Genomic DNA, 17,238 nt, shown 5'->3' with positions numbered 1-17,238 from the left:
CATAACGGGAGGGGCACAGAACCCTCCTCATAACCCCAACATGGAAGCATCCCTCACAGCCGAACAACAAGAAGTCGTCAAGGCTACCTCCGTTTTGACCGAACGGATGATTGCCAAAGATATTCGCGGTTTACAAACCCTACTTGACACAAATTTTACCTTAACCCATATTACCGGTTACGTTCAACCCCGGGGAGAATGGTTACGGGAAATCGAGACCGAGGGAATGAAATACTACGGTGCGGAAGTGGTAAGCCAGGAAGTGCACCTGCACGGCAACCGGGCCACGTTCGTGGGGCGAAGCCTTCTTGACGCATGTATCTGGGGTTCGCGTCATGTTTGGCCCCTGCAGCAAACCATGCAGCTTGAAAAACGGAACGGGCAATGGATCATCCTTAATTCGGTTGCCAGAACCTTCTAACATTATAAAACATGAAAAAAGTACTGATTATAGGAGCCACAGGAAGCCTGGCGAAGGTGGTAATCGAGGCACTTTCAGAAAAAGAACATCTCGAATTGACGCTATTTGCCCGGAATAAAAACCGTATTGCCAATCCGAATCATTTCAAGGTCATTGAAGGCGATGCCCTGAACTATACGGATGTAAAAAATGCGGTGAAGGGTCAGGATATCGTATACGTCAATCTCGCCGGAAACCTCGGCGCGATGGCAAGAAACACAGTGGCCGCTATGGAGGAATCGAATGTAAAAAGGATCATCGCAATTAGTTCGATCGGCATTTACGACAAGCCGCTTAAACCGGTGTTGGAACCTTACCGAGCGTTAGCGGACGTTATTGAAGCCTCTGGTTTGGACTATACCATTTTGCGCCCCGACTGGTTTACAAATGCCAATGAAATCGACTATATCACAACATTGAAAGGACAACCGGAAACGGGCACCGCCGTCTCCAGAAAAAGTATAGCAGACTTCGTATCGAAGCTCATACTGCATCCTGACAAGCACGTAAAAGAAAACATCGGGATAAGTAAACCGCTGTAATCTAGGGGACGTACCGTCCGACAAGGACTTCCTGGCAAAAATAGCTTAAGGAGGCGACACCAAATGGGCTTTAATCTGGTTTAGACGGGCGAATGTGTTTCCCAAAAGCATCCTTCCGAACAAACACCTTTGATTAAAGAAGTGATTGAATTTCATAACTTCGTGCCATGAAAAAACAATCGGTTTCAAACGCCCCCCATTTCAGCCAAGGCGAAATCAAACTAAAGGGCTTTAAGGTATATGAAATAGATGCCTCATTTAAAGCGGTTCCCTTCTCCAGCCGGCGGGATTTCTATAAAATCTCTATCAACACCGGGCATGCAGTTATCCGCTATGGCGATACGGTCTATGAGGTGAAAGGTACTTTCTTGTTTTTTGGCAACCCCCACATCCCCTATGCCTGGGAGGTGTTTGAGCCGATTACGAAGGGCTATGCCTGCGTATTTTCAGAGGAATTCCTAAAGGTAGGAGAGCGAACCGACACGCTTTCACGGCTGCCGCTCTTTAAGATTGGGGCGCCGGCGGTGTATGAACTTAATCGGGAACAAGCCGACTTTATGGACCTGCTCTTCCGGAAAATCTACGCGGAGCGCGATACCGCGTATTTGTTTAAGGACGACCTCATTCGGAATTATATAGGACTTATAAACCACGAAGTGCTTAAGATCAATCCGTCGTCGAACATCATCAGGCACCATAATGCGGCATCACGCATCACGCATATGTTCATGGACTTATTGGAGAAACAGTTCCCGATCGAAAGCAAAGAGCGTCCTCTCATGCTGAGGACCCCACAAGATTACGCAAATTGCCTTTCCCTGCATGTGAACCACCTGAACCGATCCGTACGTGAAGTGACAGGGCGACCTATTACGGCGCACCTGTCTGACCGAATCGTAAGTGAGGCAAAGGCACTACTGCAGCACACAGATTGGAGTATCGCCGATGTCGCGTATGCACTTGGATTCGAATATCCGAGCTATTTTAATAATTACTTCAAACGAGTGACGGGCACGATACCAAAAACAGTTCGTGCAAAATTACTCGATATTCATAATTAATTACTCGATATTCATTACCCCTTCCGGCTTTCTGTAAACTAGTTTTGTTCCCCGTATTTAGGTTTCTAACATAAAAATAAAATCATGGGTAAAACGATTTTAATCACAGGCGCTGCAAGGGGATTTGGAAAAATCTGGACCGAAGCGCTATTGCAAAACGGCCATAACGTAGTAGCAACTGCGCGGAATACGGCGGCACTGGGCGATCTGGCAGCCGAGTATGGCGCATCACTGCTTACGATAGCACTCGACGTAACGAACAAGGCGCAGTGTTTTGACGTAGTGAACCAGGCGCAACAGCATTTTGGCACACTGGATGTCGTAATCAACAACGCCGGATATGGCCTATTTGGAACCATCGAAGAGGCGAGTGAAGAAGAGGTCCGCACACAGTTCGAAACAAACGTCTTCGGCTTACTGTGGGTCACCCAGGCCGCGCTGCCCGTCATGAGGAAGCAGGGCTTCGGCCATATCATACAAGTATCCAGTTTATTAGGCATTGTTTCAATTCCGCTGTTAGGCATCTACAATTCGTCAAAATGGGCGGTGGAGGCCATTACCGAAGCCCTGGCGGAAGAGGTAAAAAGCTTCGGTATCAAAACAACCCTGATCGAACCAATCGGGTATACTACCGACTTTTCGGGTTCATCAGGCGTAAGAAGTCAGCCGATTGACGCGTATAACGACTTTAAAGAAGTGAAGTACGAGGAAATGCGGAATTTGCCTTATGGCAATCCGGATGCAACCGTAGGGCCGATGTTGAAAATCGTGCATGCCGAGAACCCACCTGCGCGGGTATTCTTTGGCGCGACGGCCCTTCCTTGGGTACAACACGTATACGCCGACCGTTTGGCAAAATGGGAGGAAGTGAACGATCTCTCGGTAGAAGCGCACGGATAAGTAGTCCCCCAATAAGAAGAAAAGGCTGCCTTTAGGGCAGCCTTTTTGTTTGGGTCTCGCTATTTATAACCCCTTTTTCGAACGCAGAAACGTCTGTGATTATATATAGGGCTCCAGTTCATCCCTGTTTTTTTGGATGAACCCATCTTTATCGCGGTGTATTTCCGCCAACATGGCCTTCCGCTCGTCCGAAACGACGTAATATTTCTCGGCCCACAGATTGATCTCTGCGATAATCGGCAATAAATCAACCCCCTTCTGGGTCAGACGATACAAGACTTTCGCTTTACTGTCAGGATGCGGGCGTTTGCTGATAATACCATTTTCCTCTAACGATAAGAGCCGCGCCGCCAGGATATTGGTGGCAATCTTCTCCTCCGATTTCGAAAAATCGCCATAGGTGCACTCTTTCTTAAACATCAAATCGCGTACAATCAAGAGCGACCACTTGTCTCCGAAAACTTCCAATGAATTGCTAATCAGGCAGTTTGATCTTTTTTTTACCTGTGACATAAAAAATAGTTATAATTACTTGCAAAACGCAAGTAAATGCATTTATATTTGCACTTGCAATATGCAAGCAAATTTACAATTAATATTTAAAACAATCAACCATGACAACAAAGGATTTACAATGGAATGCAATTAAAATGCCTAAAATCAAGCTCCTGACACTGCTCTTAGGAGCCACTTTATTCGTTCAACACCCTCTTTATTCACAAAAAGCAAAAACCACCATGAAAGAAACAGCCCTAACGGCAAAAACGCAATTCGCCTTTATTGAGGGCAAGAAAATCGCGTACCGAAAATTTGGAGTCGGAACGCCTCTTATCCTAACCAATCGCTTCAGAGGTACGCTCGACACCTGGGATCCCCTCTTCCTTGACATGCTGGCAACGAACAACACCGTAATTACCTTCGATTATGCAGGTATCGGCTACTCGGAAGGCGCGCTACCACTGGATATCAAGGAAGTTGCATCAGAAGCAACAAAGCTGGCCGATTACCTGAAAATAGACAAATTCAACATCATGGGCTGGTCATACGGCGGCTGGGTCGCGCAGTATGTCATGTTCTTACACCCGGATCGCGTTATGAAAACGGTTTTGATTGGCACGAATCCCATGGGCAAAAATGATGTGGCTTTTGAACCGGCTTTTCTGGAAAGAGCGTTGAAACCCGTGAACGACTTCGAAGACGCTGTTGTACTTTTCTTCGAACCTAAATCGGAAAAAAGCCGAAGTGCCGCACAGGCCTCAATGGGACGTATCATGCAACATACCGACTGGAGCAAAGTACCTTCAACTCCGGAGGTGTTTCAACGTTACTTCGCGTCGAATTCGGCCATTTTAGAGGATAAAGACCATTTCAGAGCGGCATACGCCACGTTAAAAACGCCAGTACTGGTAGTATCAGGGGATCATGACATTTCGTTTGCCACTGAAAACTGGTTCCCGCTGCTGAAAAACGCGCCGACCGTACAGCATATCATTCTCCCCGACGCTGGCCACGCACCACAGTTCCAATATCCGGAACTCGCAACTTCTTATATTAACAGCTTCCTGCGTCAGGACAACCAAACAAAATAGTCATGAGTAAAACCGTATTGATTACAGGTGCCTCTTCCGGTTTTGGATTACGGCTCGCCATCGACCTTCACCAAAAGGGATACACGGTAATCGGCACAAGCCGTAATCCGGACAATTATGGCACCCAATTCCCGTTCAGGATGATGCGCCTTGACCTCGACGATGACCACGCTATCGCCCGGTTTGCAGATGAGCTGTCCGCATCCATCCCCCATCTCGACGTGTTGGTAAACAATGCCGGATTTCTTGTGACCGGCATCGCAGAAGAAACTCCCATTGAACTGGGCAAGCGGCAGTTTGAAACCAACTTCTGGGGAACGGTAAAAGTGACAAATGCCTTATTGCCGCTTTTCAGAAGACAGCGGTCCGGCCACATCGTTACCATCAGTTCGATTGTAGGATTGATAGGACCACCGAACCTGTCGTATTATTCCGCGTCGAAGCATGCCGTTGAAGGCTACTTTAAATCGCTCCGTTTTGAATTGCATCGGTTCAATATAAAAGTGAGTATGGTAGAGCCCCGATGGTTCAAAACCAACATCGGAGTAAACGCGGTGTCTTCCCAACACCCTATCGCCGACTATGACGGATACCGCGAACAATTGGGGGCCTTTACGGACGATGGCATACAGAACGCAGAAGATCCCACGCTCGTGACCGATATGGTGCACAAAATCCTTGAAACAAAAGAGCCTTCCTTCAAAAATCTGGTCGGAAAAATGGCCGGAACGATTGTGTTCCTTCAAAACTACGCACCGAAGATGTTCGAAAAGACGATGCTGGCTGATGTGCAGAAGGCGAAGTAACACCATTTGAGAGAATGGTCAAAGAAGTGCTTCCACGACGTTGAAAAGTACCGTCCGGGTTCCGAACGGTGCTTTTTTTATTCTTCAATCGGAGAGGCTTTTTTCAAAACCGCCCCACATACCCCACCGACACCGTAAACTCCCTCGTCAGGCCGTCGGGACGGATGTCGCGCACGACGAAAGGTGCCGCCGCCGAAAGGGACAGGCTTCCCGACTTGAAATCATAGATACCAATCAGGTTGCCGTTGAGGGTCAGTCCGTCAGAACCGGAAATCGATTCGCGCCCGCCGTAGATGTTCTCAAACGAATCTTCACCCAGATGGTAGATGAACAGTAAATTGGGTTTAAGGTGGAAACGCTTTTTCGAATCGGACAGCGTATACGTCGCCCGGAACAAGGCATCGGGCCGGCGCCGAAACAGGTTGGTCGAAGGAAAGGCATCCGTTCCGGAGTACTCGGCAAAGAACGAGTTGGCGTTCAGGTTGACCACAATCAGTTGCAGGGCGCTGTTGAAATCCCAGTTCCCATACCGAAGGTTGACGCTGCCGAGGAAATCAATGGTGCCCAGACTGCTTTGGTAATCCAGCGGCAACGGGTGTTCGTTGATCTTTAGGTTGGCCCTGTTGAACGGAATCTTCACCGCCGCAGAATACGACCACTTGTAGCGTGCATCGGGTTTTGGGATAAAATGGGCGCTTAAGTAGGCATCGCCCAACGAGCCCCGTTTCCCAAAACGACCTTCCGCAAACGAAGACGTGATCTTTACCCCACCTGACCAACGGTCGTTGAAGCGGCGGTTGTAGGCAATAAAAGGCGAAAAATACCGGGTATCCGCTTCGCCCGCGCCTACGAGTCCGGTTACTTCAATTTCATTCCGCGCCGAAGAGTAGGTTTCGGGATGTGACGCCATACTACAAATACCCGCATCGCTACAACCCTGGGCCTGAAGCTTCATAACGGAAATCGAGAAAAGGGCCACATAAAACAATAATCTGACTTTCATGGCTATTCGGCGGGTTGTAAAGGTGCAATGGCAAAAAGATGGCTGTACTGCTGGCAATGGATGAGTACGTGGTCGTACACCGTCAGGTCAACGCCTTCCGGGATGGTATAGGTTGGATCTACGCCGTTACCCAGCGCGCCCAGGTTTACGAAGGTATCGGGAGCTGCGGTAGTGGATAGATACACCTTTAGGTCGGGACCCCGCGATACCGAGAAATCTTCCAAGGCCACATAACGTTCTGACGCCCTGGCATACACACGGGCCGTACCGGCAACCTCAATACCTGAAGTCGGACTAAACGTGCCTTCATACAAAAGTTGTGCTTCGGTGGGAAGGGCCACGTCGCCGACATCCGATTGGGTGAGTTCGCCTTCCGACTGGCACGACGAAAGGGCGAGGCCCAGGACAAGTGATAACATGATGGTTTTCATAGCTTTTTTGACAAAGTTCCCGTGAAATAAATTCCCCATTTGTCACCTAGCCGACATTTCGAACAAAATTGCGGGCGTAGTTTTGCTCTCACAATCAACACAGAAAATATGAAAAAGTTTGTCCTGCTCGTTATGATCGCCCTTGCCGGTTTTGCCGCCCGGGCGCAGCAATCACCTGTTTACGAAACCAAAAAAGGAGCCCTCAACGGCTATGATGTCGTGGCGTATTTCACCGAAGGGCGCGCGGTCGAAGGAAAACCGGAACTCGTATACCGTTACGAAAACGCCGACTGGCATTTCTCAAGTAACGAAACCCTTGCAGCCTTCAAAGCTGATCCTGCGAAATACCTGCCACAATATGGTGGTTACTGTGCCTACGGTTGTTCGCGGGGCTACAAGGCACCTACGGAAGCGGATGCGTTTACCATCGTAGCGGGGAAACTCTATCTCAACTATAATAAAGACGTGCGCACCGAATGGAACAAAGACCGAGACGCCTTGATCAAAAAGGCCGATGCGAATTGGCCGTCGGTTAAGACAGGCAAATCCTGATAGACATAGAAAAAGAAGTTACCGGAATCCCCTTATGGTTTACTGTAAGGGGATTTCCATTTCGAGGCCTACCCGTTGCATGATATCCGTCACGAGACGTCCCAGTATCTCGAGGTCGACATGCTGCATGATCACGACCTTATACCAGTCGTTAGGCCCGGTGTGGTGCTCGGGCACGAGGTTGTAGCGCTCCGCCACCGGATCGTCGATAAACGACGCCCGGATCGCAACAATATTCAGGTTCGGCTCACGGAAATACGCCACGCCCAACGCATCGAGTTGGCTGCACAACCAGGCGGTACGCAATTGCAGCACCTGCACTTTTTCGAACCAATCGGCATAGCCGTAGGCTTTCAGAATCATCCAGACGGCCACGACATTGGCACCCGAACGACTGCCGCTCAGGGTTAGGTCCATGCCTTCAACGTAGTCGGCTTCTTTGGTGAGCACGTGTTCGATATAGCCCTTCCGGCAGAGGAAAATACCCGTACCATAAGGCGCCTGGAGCATTTTGTGGGCATCGACCGCTACCGACGACACATCAGGGTTGCGAAAGTCGAGTTGGTTGTGACGGTCGAGAAACGGATAGATAAATCCGCCATAGGCGGCGTCGACATGAAGGAAAAACGGGATACCGTATTCCCACAATAACGAGGTGTAAACCATCGGATCGTCTACGGAACCGAACATGGTGGTGCCCATATTCGCCACCACGATGGCATACCGCACACCTGACGCAAGCGCCTCAATCAACCTGGCGCGAAGTGCGTCACGGCGAATAGCGCGGGTTTCGAAATCGACCGGCACTTTGATGAGTTGCGTAGTCAGCAGATCGGCTCCTTTTGCAATGGAATAGTGAGTGTCTTCCGAGGCGAAGATCGCAATCTGCTCAGGCCGGGCGCGGTAGGTGTCGCGGAAGACGTTCCTGAACATCCACAACGCCTGTATGTTCGCTTCAGTGCCACCTCCGGCCACATAGCCATCATAGCTGTCAGGCGTGGCGTGAAATACGTCGCAGGCCACCATGTCGAGTACGTCGCGCTCGATCTCCTGCGTGCCTTTGAACGCGCTCTCGGAGGTGCCGAGGGTGTGACATCCGATATGATTGGGGTTGGACACGTAGGTCATCAACACCGGCGCATCCTTCAGGAAAGGTGCGTCGTGAAAAACGCGTCCGTCGAGCTTCGACACAGGATAGCCTATAGCCCGGCCGTCGTTGAAATCGACATTCTCGGCAAGCGCCTTTTCGATGCGTTGGCGCGCCTGGTCGGGCGACAGTTTCTTCCACTGTTCCATTATCTTTTTTTGCAAAGGTCCTGCGGTCTGGAGGGAGGAACAATGACTTCTGTCATGTTTTGTGCGAATCTCCCGACGTACTTCTACTCACGTCGCGCGGATAGTTGATAAATGTCATTTTGACCCGCTACATTGTTGGTGAAATTCGCATTTTAAGATAATTTTAGTTGTATTTTCGTTGTACCCCAACATCTATTTATGGCTACTACCCAACACCTCACTATTGGCGAGTTCGTGGCACATGACTTTCGGACTGCCGCCATCTTTTCGCGCTACGGCATCGATTTCAGTTGCCGCGGACACTATACGGTTGCGGAGGCCTGCGAACAAAAAGGCTTCAACTTCAAACGGATCATGACCGAGCTTACCGATACGCTGCTTTCGGAAGTAGACCCCGTCATCGACTTCGACTCCTGGCCCGCCGACCTGATTGTCGATTATGTCGAAAAGAAACACCACCGCTATATCATGACGGGTATTCCGGTGATCCGGCATCACCTGAACCGGCTGTGCGACGCCTATGGTGGCACACACGCGGAGGTAGTGCCCCTCCGAATCCTGTTTGGCGAAGCCACCGAAGCGCTTATGCAGCACCTGAAGACGGAGGAAACCGTGGTGTTCCCGCATATCGTGCGGTTGGAACATGCGGCACAGACGGGTGTACCCCGGCGTTTACGGCTCAACCAACCGTTGTGCGAGGTGTTGCGGGTCATGGAGCGCGAACACGAAGAGGAAGGCGACCGTTTTCGGTATATCGCCCGGCTCACCGACCACTACATGCCTCCGATCGACGACTGTCCGCTTTTCAGGGCGGCCTATACGATGCTGGAGCGTTTCGAGCAGGATCTCGACGAACACATCCATCTGGAGAACAACGTATTGTTTCCGAGGGCGCGGGCACTTGAGGCGCAAATGCTTCGGGCTTGGGATTAAACGGGAAATGGGTTGTGTGCTGCTTGTAGCAGCTCGAAGGCGTCGTTTTACTACATTTGGGTATGCGACCGTTACTTTGCTTTCTCGTCATTGTCTTAGGTTACTTCCCGCTGTCAGCACAGGATACGATCCCAACGCCGAATCCGTATGACGTGCTCGACGCCCGCGCGCGTGCCGTGCGATATGACGGACATATAGAACGGTTGGTATCAGCGCTCACCGCCAGTTGCCAGACTGAAATCGAAAAGGCGCGGGCGTTGTTTATTTGGGTGACCGAGAATACCGCTTACGATTATGAGGCATATAACCGCCGCGCCGAACCCGACCGTTTCAAGTGTGACGACGCGTATGACTGTAGGGAGAAACAAGCCAAATATGAGCGGGATCGGGCGAAGAAAGTCCTGGAAACCGGAAAGGACGTTTGCGAAGGATATGCCTTACTCTATAAGGAACTTTGTGGCCTTGCCGGCATACGGTGCTCATTGGTAAGGGGTTATACGAAAAACCGCCCCACTCAAATCGGGCGGATGGGCGTGTTGGACCATGTCTGGAATGTGCTGCGCATCGAAGATCGGTACCTGTGGGTCGACTGCACCTGGGCGGCCGGTTACTGTCCGGAAGATGAGGAAGGTAAACTAACCGGATTTGTTAAGTCGTTTCGCGAAACCTATTGGATACCGCCCGCCTGGCGCTTTTTTCGCGACCATTTCCCAGAGGATGAAAAATGGTTGGAGGACAGCGGGGTGACGAAAGAGGACTATCGAAATGGCCCATACTATTATCCATTGCTGAGTCCGAGTATTGAGGTGGTCTCGCCTGCAACCGGTATTATTGTCGCCCGGCTGGGCGAAACGGTTTCTTTCAGGATTCGGACGGGTGATTACCCAGTCGATGATGTGGAGGTAAACGCGGACCCATCGTATTGGGGTAGCTATGACCGCGATGGGTTGCCTTACGAAGAAACGGATAGCGGAATTGTATGCTGTTTCCGGATCGACAATCCTCGAACCCGATTTATTGACTTGTACATCAACGGGATACCAGCGACTCGGTTTTTGGTGCGGTTACAAAAATAGCAAAGCTAGAGCGGAAAGCGCGACGGCGCCGGTCAATGTCTTGGGAAAAGCGCACGTGATGCGCCGGGACGCCCAAAAAAAACGTCCGGCGCTAACCGGACGTCTTATTTATTTGTTGGCATTTCTTAGTCGGCCAATACAATCACTTTGTTGTCGTTCATTTCGATCGTGCCCGATTTGATGTGCAGCGTGTGCGTTTTGCCATCGATGGTCACGAAGCGGTCTGATACGTTCTTTGCCGTGGCGAACGAATCGGATACAATCCGGATGTCGCCTTCCTTAAGGATCGATACAATCGGCGCGTGGTGGTTGAGGATCTGGAAGGATCCGTCGACGCCCGGCAGCGTTACCGATGTTACTTCCCCTTTGAACAGGGTGGCTTCTGGTGAAACTATTTCTAACGTCATAGTACTTAGTTTACAGTTGGCAGTCTCAGTTGGCAGCTGCTCACTGCGACTGCATACTGCCTACTGGATTTACGCTTCAGCAAGCATTTTCTGTCCGGCTTCGATCACGTCTTCAATGGTTCCTTTCAGGTTAAAGGCCGCTTCCGGAAGGTGGTCGAGTTCGCCGTCGATGATCATGTTGAAACCTTTGATGGTGTCTTTGATATCAACGAGCACACCTGGAATACCGGTGAACTGCTCGGCCACGTGGAACGGCTGCGAAAGGAAACGTTGAACACGACGGGCACGTGCTACGGCGAGTTTGTCTTCTTCTGAAAGCTCTTCCATACCGAGGATCGCGATGATATCCTGAAGTTGCTTGTACTTCTGCAGAATTTCTTTCACGCGCTGTGCGCAGTTATAATGGTCGTCACCCAGAATCTGTGGCGTAAGGATACGTGACGTAGAGTCAAGTGGATCCACAGCCGGATAGATACCAAGCTCGGCAATTTTACGGGAAAGTACGGTCGTTGCGTCCAAGTGGGCGAAGGTGGTAGCCGGCGCCGGGTCAGTCAAGTCATCCGCCGGTACGTATACGGCCTGTACGGATGTGATCGAACCTTTATTGGTAGAGGTGATACGTTCCTGCATCGCCCCCATTTCGGTGGCGAGTGTCGGCTGGTATCCTACCGCTGATGGCATACGTCCGAGGAGGGCCGATACTTCGGAACCTGCCTGGGTGAAGCGGAAAATGTTGTCAACGAAGAAAAGTACATCTTTTCCTTGGTCAGAACCGGCTCCGTCACGGAAATATTCTGCAATTGAAAGTCCTGAAAGGGCTACACGGGCACGTGCTCCTGGCGGCTCGTTCATCTGTCCGAATACGAAGGTCGCTTTTGATTCGCGCATGAGGTTCTTATCCACTTTGGAAAGGTCCCAACCGCCGTTTTCCATCGAGTGCATGAAGTCTTCACCATACTTGATGATACCTGACTCCAACATCTCGCGCAACAGGTCGTTTCCTTCACGGGTACGCTCACCTACACCGGCGAATACAGAAAGTCCACCGTGTCCTTTTGCAATGTTGTTGATCAATTCCTGGATCAATACCGTCTTACCTACACCGGCACCTCCGAAGAGACCGATTTTACCCCCTTTTGCGTAAGGCTCGATAAGGTCGATTACTTTGATACCGGTAAAGAGTACTTCGGTAGATGTCGACAGGTCTTCGAATTTAGGGGCTGGGCGGTGGATGGCAATGCCGTTTGCGCCTGCTTTCGGAAGGTCACCCAAACCGTCGATGGCGTCACCAATTACGTTGAAGAGGCGTCCGTATACATCCGGGCCGATAGGCATCTGGATAGGGCTTCCTGTAGCTACTACTTCGTAACCACGGCTAAGTCCGTCGGTAGAGTCCATCGAGATGGTGCGCACGGTATTCTCGCCAATGTGCGACTGCACTTCGAGAACGAGTTTGGTCCCGTCTGCCTTGGTAATTTCCAGTGAATCATAGATTTTCGGAAGCTCAACATCCTTCCCGCTGAACACGACGTCCACAACCGGACCGATGATCTGCGCAACTTTACCTGTTACTTTTGACATTGCTTATGTATTTATTTGATAGCCGTTTACGTGTATAAAACAGCCTCTTTTTTCCGAGTGCAAAGATAGACACATAAACGGGATTGTCAAATCGTTTGGCCGAAAAAAACGTTGGGGTTTGGCTATTTTGCAGAATGAAGGGCCTAAGTCGTGCATACAAAGCAAAAAGCCACCCCTAAAAGGATGGCTTTCTGCATTTTCGGCAAAAATACCTTATGGTAGGATGGCCGGATATTGGATGCGATAATCCGCCAGGTCAACCCCTTTAAAGTTCGAGCCATAGGTAGTATTGATGGCTTTCAGGAATTCGTTGGCGATCAGCGCGTAGCCACGTGCGCTTGGGTGTACGCCGTCCATTGAGAAGGCACCCCCGACTACATATTGCGTTGAGATATGGTAATTTCCGAAACGGATACCGCCCGCGAGAAGGTCAGCCATAACGGCTTTGGTGTCCACCAGCGCGAGTCCTTTTGAAGCGGCAGCCGCTGCGATGGCCTCGTTATACGCGTCGGTGGCCACACGTACCTGGTTGGCTTCGTCGTTGGTAAGCACCGCGCCATCCTGTAGCGGATAGGTGACACCTACTGTATTGAACGGTGCCGGAACTCCCGCCTGTGTCGTGCCGATGATGGTACGGGTAGGCAACAGGATGTAGTCGCGGAAACCATTGGTGTTTTTCGCATGGCGCGCCTGTCCGTAGATGCTGGCGATAAAACCAGCCGTTGGAGCCGGGTAACCTGCAGCCTGCAATGCAGCTGACAATTGTGGCGCCAGGTTCTCAAGGCTTTCGTCTTTGATCAACAGTGGGTTGTTGGAACCGGCGCTTACGAAACTGATACGGTCACCTTGGCCCAGCGCAGTAAGAACCTGTTTCACAGGCCCTATCAACTGGGTGTTCAACTGATTGGCCGTAGCGGCATCAAGTGGCACCGGGTTGTAGGGTACTGTTGTGAAATACGGAAGTGAGTTCACGTAAGGAAGGTTCGCTACAACACCTTTTGCCCCGTTGGCAGTAAGTGCGTTGACGAGGTTGTTATACACCGAACCAAATACGGTTGGATCGGTAATATCGCTGGTTCCATATGTCGCCGGATTCGGGTTACCGGTTTGGTTCGCTCCGGTTCCGCCGGATGTCGCGTAACCCAATACGTCATTTCCTCCAATCCAAAGGGAGAAAAAGGTAGGGTTTTGTGCCACGGCGTCGCCTACGACAGTTGCGGTAGGAGCGCTCGCGAAACGTCCAAAATACGGGTTAAGCGTTCCGTATCCTGCGATACCGAGGTGGTAGCTCTTCGCTCCCGGCACCCCAAGGTTGTTAAACGGACCAGCGACGGTCGTGCCGAATACCGTTCCGGACACACCGGATACGTTGGCAGGACCCGACCCGTTGAAGTACAGACGTGTTGGGAATTGCGGAATCTGCACACCTCCGGCCGAGAAACCGCCTACGTTGTCTGTCATGAACGGCGTGGTGAAAGCACCACCTCCGGCCAGGGCAAACTGTTGGGCGATAATGTTAGGATACGCATTCTCCTGTCCTGCCTTGAACAGCGCGTTGTCGCTGAAGCCGGCCGCAAATGAGTCACCCAGGGCAACGTATTTTGAAAGGTCGGCCGAGCCTGATGTAATCGGCTCTTCGGCAGGGGTACTGTCATCCTGGCTACAGGCTGAAACAATCAGCGACGCCAGCAACACCCATTTCATATTCTTTATCATGATTCCAGAAATTTTATCGTTAGCAATGTGTTATGGGTTGATGGTCAGTGAAGCATACAGGATACGACCAACTTGTCCGGCACCAATCACCTGGATGTAGTCGCCTCCGAAGATGTTCGAACCGCCGATTTTCAGCAACGATTTGATTGAAGGGATCGCATAGCTGATCTGGGCATCGAAAACAGTGTTTTCTGGCACCATACCGTCTGCGAAAGACGCTTGATAGAGGTACTCACTGTTCCAACGTACGTTGAAGTTATAGCCAAAGTTTTTGAAGAGTTTGGCATTCGCGAACGTACCCTTGATGCGGTGTTTCGGCGTGTTGAAGCCCGGGATGAACGATGGGTCATCGCTTTGGTTGAAATCGAAATCAGCATAGTTATAGTTGACGCCGAGTTCGAAGTCTTTATATACTTTCTTGGAAAGACCGATGCCGACACCAAACGAAGTCACTTTCGCGGTAGTGTTGGTATAGACCTGGTACACACGACGGTCGCCGAAACCAAGTGCCTGGTAACCCAATTGTACGGCTGGGTCGGTGGGGTCAGCGCCAGCCACACCATAATATGGCGTGATCACGCGTGATTGGTTCAGGAAGTCGTCGTACATATTGTAGAACGCATTGATGTCAACCGACAGGTTGTTGTTGACCACGGAACGGTATCCTACTTCTAACGCTTGCACGCGCTCTGGCTTCACGAGCCCGATCTTAGCCACCTGAAGGTCGGCCGGGTTCTGTGATGCCGCAAATGCCTGTACGGATGAAAGGGTATACGCATTGGTATAGGCATCGCGACCGGTAAGGGTCACCGTAGCCGGCTGTCCGGCAGCTACACCGGCAGCGCTTACGTTCAGTGTCTCAACGTAACGGTCGAGGTTGTCAGAAGCCGAACCGATCAGGGCGAAAGGCCCAAGGTCGAGTCCGATGTACTGGTCTTGCGTCGTAGGATTACGGAAACCGGTTTGGTACGATACGCGGAAATTGTGTTCTTTGTTTGTGCCTGCAGAATAAACGGCAGCGATACGTGGCGAGAAGAAGCCGTCGAAGTTCTGGCTCTTGTCGTAACGGATGGAACCGGTCAGTTTCAGGCGGTCATCCATCACTTTTTTCTGCAATTGGGTGTAGGCACCGTATTCGTTGTAACGGATAGGTCCGTCGAAATCGGTGAAGATGGTACCCGCGGAGTTCAATTCGTATTGGCGAATGGAACCACCGACCTGTACTTCAGCAAACTTGATCATGTCCTTGAAGTTGTAGTTCAGGTCGCCATGATACAATTTAGACTCGTCGATGAACTTGGCACCTTGCGTCAGGTCTGGGTTTTGGATGATAGTACTCAAGGCATTCTTAAACTCCGGCGACCCTGGCTGGAAACGTGGCAGTCCACCTCCTGTTGGCGTAATGGGAAGGCCCGGCGCCAGGTTGTTGTCTGCAAAGTTACGTGCGTAGTTAGACGCTTCTTTTGCGTTGAGTCCGAGAATCGCTTCCGACAATTGGAATGCCGTGGCGTAATCGGTAAACCACTGCACGTCGGATTTGGCAGCGCGGTTGACGTTCCACGCAGCGAAACGCATGTCGTAGGAGTCACCTGCGTTCTCGTCGGTCATATAGGCCCGTACGAAGAAGTTGTTGCCTTTGAACTCGAAGCGGGTTTGCTGCATGTAGAAATTCTTCAGCGCATAGCGGTTGGCTCCCTGATAAACAGTGTTACCAAAGCCGAGTTTGTGCTGGAGGATGATTTCCTTATCGTCGTTCCATGGTTTGAAATGGAGGGAGAAATCGGCCTTTACGCTTTCGATTTTGTTATCGGTAAGGTCCTGCTCGCGGTATCCTGTGCGGCTTACCTGCCCCACGTTGGAGATAAAGGTGGTAACCTCATCGCCGTAGGTGTTGAGTCCGTCGTAGTTTTGGTTGATGTCATGTCCGACGCCACCTGCTGTCATACTGCGCGTATCGGCAGCGATCCATTCAGTAGCACGCATGTAAGTAAAGTTCGCCTTCGCTGCAAAATGACGCGTGAAAGCATGGGCGGCACGGATACCAAAGTCGTAATAATCGTTGGTGCCCGCTGCATCCTGTGACGTTTGTCCGTATTTGAAATAGGTGCTGATTCCCTGGTATTGGAAAGGACTCTTACTGTTCATGAACAGGATGCCGTTAAACGCGTTCGCACCATAGAGTGCCGACGAAGCGCCTGGTAGCAATTCGACGCTGGCGACATCGAGGTCAGATACCCCAATCAGGTTACCCAATACAAAGTTGAGCGCGGGAGAGGAGTTGTCCATCCCGTCTACCAACTGCAGGAAGCGGGTGTTGGCTACTGTCGCGAAGCCGCGGGTGTTAATGGATTTGAAGGAAAGGGAACTGGTGTTGAAGTGCACTTCCTTCAGGTTCTCGAGTCCGTCGTAGAAAGTCGGCGAACTGGTATTGCGGATGTCCTGGATGCCCATACGCTCTATGGTCACCGGTGATTCGAGTACCCGCTCTGGTGTACGCGAAGCCGAGACAACGATCTCGTTAAGCACTGTCTCCTCTTCTTGCATTGAGACGTTCACGACCTGGTCGTATGACGCCACATTCACGCTCTGAGACGTGTATCCCACGCTTGAAAACACCAGTGTAAAGGGTGGTTTCTTCGATACTTTCAGGGAAAACTTCCCATCGGTCCCGGTGGAAGTCCCGGCTGTATCACCACTAACCGTAACCGTGACGCCCGGAAGCGCGAGGCCGTTGTTATCGGTGACCATCCCGGAAATCGTGCCCTGGGCCAACGCAGCTGCGCTGAAAAGCAACGATAAAATGAGTCCGTAAAGTTTCATTGGTTTTGATTTTGTTAGTTTATCCTGCCAAACTACAAATTTTTCTAATATCGTCAAAAAAGGGC

General features: G+C 50.9%; 17 protein-coding genes. 9 read left to right on the top strand and 8 right to left on the bottom strand.

Annotation, left to right across the window (positions count from 1 at the left end):
• The first annotated feature begins 40 nt into the window (after positions 1 to 40).
• The 4 genes from MKO97_RS04090 (at position 41) to MKO97_RS04075 (ending at position 2,963) form a co-directional block, all read left to right on the top strand.
• Positions 41 to 421, top strand: a complete 381-nt coding sequence (locus MKO97_RS04090) for a nuclear transport factor 2 family protein (protein WP_241104799.1) — start codon at positions 41 to 43, stop codon at positions 419 to 421.
• A gap of 11 nt (positions 422 to 432) precedes the next feature.
• Positions 433 to 1,002 carry an NAD(P)H-binding protein gene (locus tag MKO97_RS04085; protein WP_241104798.1) on the top strand — a complete coding sequence of 190 codons (570 nt, stop codon included), beginning with the start codon at positions 433 to 435 and terminating at the stop codon, positions 1,000 to 1,002.
• A 167-nt stretch (positions 1,003 to 1,169) separates the two neighbouring features.
• Positions 1,170 to 2,063, top strand: a complete 894-nt coding sequence (locus tag MKO97_RS04080) for an AraC family transcriptional regulator (RefSeq protein WP_241104797.1) — start codon at positions 1,170 to 1,172, stop codon at positions 2,061 to 2,063.
• Positions 2,064 to 2,147: 84 nt separating this feature from the next.
• The gene (locus MKO97_RS04075) at positions 2,148 to 2,963 is read left to right on the top strand and encodes an SDR family NAD(P)-dependent oxidoreductase (RefSeq protein WP_241104796.1); all 816 of its coding nucleotides are present in this window, start codon (positions 2,148 to 2,150) and stop codon (positions 2,961 to 2,963) included.
• Positions 2,964 to 3,062: 99 nt separating this feature from the next.
• Here the strand turns inward: MKO97_RS04075 and MKO97_RS04070 are convergent, their stop codons facing one another.
• A complete protein-coding gene (locus MKO97_RS04070; protein WP_241104795.1) occupies positions 3,063 to 3,476 on the bottom strand; it encodes a helix-turn-helix domain-containing protein in 414 nt (137 codons plus the stop codon).
• 224 nt (positions 3,477 to 3,700) lie between these two features.
• Between MKO97_RS04070 and MKO97_RS04065 the strand changes: the two genes are divergently transcribed.
• Both MKO97_RS04065 and MKO97_RS04060 read left to right on the top strand, forming a co-directional pair.
• Positions 3,701 to 4,552 carry an alpha/beta fold hydrolase gene (locus MKO97_RS04065; RefSeq protein ID WP_241104794.1) on the top strand — a complete coding sequence of 284 codons (852 nt, stop codon included), beginning with the start codon at positions 3,701 to 3,703 and terminating at the stop codon, positions 4,550 to 4,552.
• 2 nt (positions 4,553 to 4,554) lie between these two features.
• Positions 4,555 to 5,358: an SDR family NAD(P)-dependent oxidoreductase gene (locus tag MKO97_RS04060; protein ID WP_241104793.1), complete on the top strand. Its 804-nt coding sequence runs from the start codon at positions 4,555 to 4,557 to the stop codon at positions 5,356 to 5,358.
• A gap of 103 nt (positions 5,359 to 5,461) precedes the next feature.
• Here the strand turns inward: MKO97_RS04060 and MKO97_RS04055 are convergent, their stop codons facing one another.
• The gene (locus tag MKO97_RS04055; RefSeq protein ID WP_241104792.1) at positions 5,462 to 6,361 is read right to left on the bottom strand and encodes a hypothetical protein; all 900 of its coding nucleotides are present in this window, start codon (positions 6,359 to 6,361) and stop codon (positions 5,462 to 5,464) included.
• A gap of 2 nt (positions 6,362 to 6,363) precedes the next feature.
• Positions 6,364 to 6,780 carry a DM13 domain-containing protein gene (locus MKO97_RS04050; RefSeq protein ID WP_241104791.1) on the bottom strand — a complete coding sequence of 139 codons (417 nt, stop codon included), beginning with the start codon at positions 6,778 to 6,780 and terminating at the stop codon, positions 6,364 to 6,366.
• A 120-nt stretch (positions 6,781 to 6,900) separates the two neighbouring features.
• Between MKO97_RS04050 and MKO97_RS04045 the strand changes: the two genes are divergently transcribed.
• Positions 6,901 to 7,344 (top strand): YHS domain-containing (seleno)protein, encoded by a 444-nt coding sequence (locus MKO97_RS04045; RefSeq protein ID WP_241104790.1) that lies wholly within the window; start codon positions 6,901 to 6,903, stop codon positions 7,342 to 7,344.
• A 39-nt stretch (positions 7,345 to 7,383) separates the two neighbouring features.
• Here the strand turns inward: MKO97_RS04045 and MKO97_RS04040 are convergent, their stop codons facing one another.
• Complete coding sequence (locus tag MKO97_RS04040) at positions 7,384 to 8,640, bottom strand: pyridoxal-dependent decarboxylase (protein ID WP_241104789.1); 1,257 nt, start codon at positions 8,638 to 8,640, stop codon at positions 7,384 to 7,386.
• A 198-nt stretch (positions 8,641 to 8,838) separates the two neighbouring features.
• Here MKO97_RS04040 and MKO97_RS04035 point away from each other — a divergent pair, with 198 nt between their 5' ends.
• Together MKO97_RS04035 and MKO97_RS04030 are read left to right on the top strand one after the other, a co-directional pair.
• Positions 8,839 to 9,573: a DUF542 domain-containing protein gene (locus MKO97_RS04035; RefSeq protein WP_241104788.1), complete on the top strand. Its 735-nt coding sequence runs from the start codon at positions 8,839 to 8,841 to the stop codon at positions 9,571 to 9,573.
• 62 nt (positions 9,574 to 9,635) lie between these two features.
• Positions 9,636 to 10,649: a transglutaminase domain-containing protein gene (locus MKO97_RS04030; RefSeq protein WP_241104787.1), complete on the top strand. Its 1,014-nt coding sequence runs from the start codon at positions 9,636 to 9,638 to the stop codon at positions 10,647 to 10,649.
• Positions 10,650 to 10,774: 125 nt separating this feature from the next.
• On the opposite strand, the gene MKO97_RS04025 is transcribed toward MKO97_RS04030, so the two are convergent.
• The 4 genes from MKO97_RS04025 to MKO97_RS04010 all read right to left on the bottom strand — a co-directional run bounded on the left by MKO97_RS04025 (position 10,775) and on the right by MKO97_RS04010 (position 17,173).
• Complete coding sequence (locus tag MKO97_RS04025; protein WP_241104786.1) at positions 10,775 to 11,056, bottom strand: F0F1 ATP synthase subunit epsilon; 282 nt, start codon at positions 11,054 to 11,056, stop codon at positions 10,775 to 10,777.
• A gap of 69 nt (positions 11,057 to 11,125) precedes the next feature.
• Entirely contained in the window at positions 11,126 to 12,637 is a 1,512-nt protein-coding gene (atpD, locus tag MKO97_RS04020; protein WP_241104785.1) for a F0F1 ATP synthase subunit beta, read from the bottom strand.
• Positions 12,638 to 12,850: 213 nt separating this feature from the next.
• Complete coding sequence (locus tag MKO97_RS04015; protein ID WP_241104784.1) at positions 12,851 to 14,353, bottom strand: SGNH/GDSL hydrolase family protein; 1,503 nt, start codon at positions 14,351 to 14,353, stop codon at positions 12,851 to 12,853.
• Positions 14,354 to 14,383: 30 nt separating this feature from the next.
• Positions 14,384 to 17,173 carry a carboxypeptidase-like regulatory domain-containing protein gene (locus tag MKO97_RS04010; protein ID WP_241104783.1) on the bottom strand — a complete coding sequence of 930 codons (2,790 nt, stop codon included), beginning with the start codon at positions 17,171 to 17,173 and terminating at the stop codon, positions 14,384 to 14,386.
• Between the last annotated feature and the right edge of the window lie 65 nt (positions 17,174 to 17,238).

This window comes from Flavobacterium sp. HJ-32-4, from assembly GCF_022532105.1.
In the GTDB taxonomy this organism is placed as follows: domain Bacteria; phylum Bacteroidota; class Bacteroidia; order Flavobacteriales; family Flavobacteriaceae; genus Flavobacterium.
Note: the sequence above shows the minus strand (reverse complement) of the source record. Positions and strands in the feature narration are given on the sequence as shown.

Excerpts from the sequence above, each read along its gene's own strand:
- MKO97_RS04070 (WP_241104795.1), bottom strand. The coding sequence starts at position 3,476 with ATGTCACAGGTAAAAAAAAGATCAAACTGCCTGATTAGCAATTCATTG.
- MKO97_RS04060 (WP_241104793.1), top strand. The coding sequence starts at position 4,555 with ATGAGTAAAACCGTATTGATTACAGGTGCCTCTTCCGGTTTTGGATTA.
- MKO97_RS04080 (WP_241104797.1), top strand. The coding sequence starts at position 1,170 with ATGAAAAAACAATCGGTTTCAAACGCCCCCCATTTCAGCCAAGGCGAA.
- MKO97_RS04090 (WP_241104799.1), top strand. The coding sequence starts at position 41 with ATGGAAGCATCCCTCACAGCCGAACAACAAGAAGTCGTCAAGGCTACC.
- MKO97_RS04025 (WP_241104786.1), bottom strand. The coding sequence starts at position 11,056 with ATGACGTTAGAAATAGTTTCACCAGAAGCCACCCTGTTCAAAGGGGAA.
- MKO97_RS04045 (WP_241104790.1), top strand. The coding sequence starts at position 6,901 with ATGAAAAAGTTTGTCCTGCTCGTTATGATCGCCCTTGCCGGTTTTGCC.
- MKO97_RS04065 (WP_241104794.1), top strand. The coding sequence starts at position 3,701 with ATGAAAGAAACAGCCCTAACGGCAAAAACGCAATTCGCCTTTATTGAG.
- MKO97_RS04040 (WP_241104789.1), bottom strand. The coding sequence starts at position 8,640 with ATGGAACAGTGGAAGAAACTGTCGCCCGACCAGGCGCGCCAACGCATC.
- MKO97_RS04055 (WP_241104792.1), bottom strand. The coding sequence starts at position 6,361 with ATGAAAGTCAGATTATTGTTTTATGTGGCCCTTTTCTCGATTTCCGTT.
- MKO97_RS04015 (WP_241104784.1), bottom strand. The coding sequence starts at position 14,353 with ATGATAAAGAATATGAAATGGGTGTTGCTGGCGTCGCTGATTGTTTCA.
- MKO97_RS04030 (WP_241104787.1), top strand. The coding sequence starts at position 9,636 with ATGCGACCGTTACTTTGCTTTCTCGTCATTGTCTTAGGTTACTTCCCG.
- MKO97_RS04035 (WP_241104788.1), top strand. The coding sequence starts at position 8,839 with ATGGCTACTACCCAACACCTCACTATTGGCGAGTTCGTGGCACATGAC.
- MKO97_RS04075 (WP_241104796.1), top strand. The coding sequence starts at position 2,148 with ATGGGTAAAACGATTTTAATCACAGGCGCTGCAAGGGGATTTGGAAAA.
- MKO97_RS04010 (WP_241104783.1), bottom strand. The coding sequence starts at position 17,173 with ATGAAACTTTACGGACTCATTTTATCGTTGCTTTTCAGCGCAGCTGCG.
- MKO97_RS04085 (WP_241104798.1), top strand. The coding sequence starts at position 433 with ATGAAAAAAGTACTGATTATAGGAGCCACAGGAAGCCTGGCGAAGGTG.
- atpD (WP_241104785.1), bottom strand. The coding sequence starts at position 12,637 with ATGTCAAAAGTAACAGGTAAAGTTGCGCAGATCATCGGTCCGGTTGTG.
- MKO97_RS04050 (WP_241104791.1), bottom strand. The coding sequence starts at position 6,780 with ATGTTATCACTTGTCCTGGGCCTCGCCCTTTCGTCGTGCCAGTCGGAA.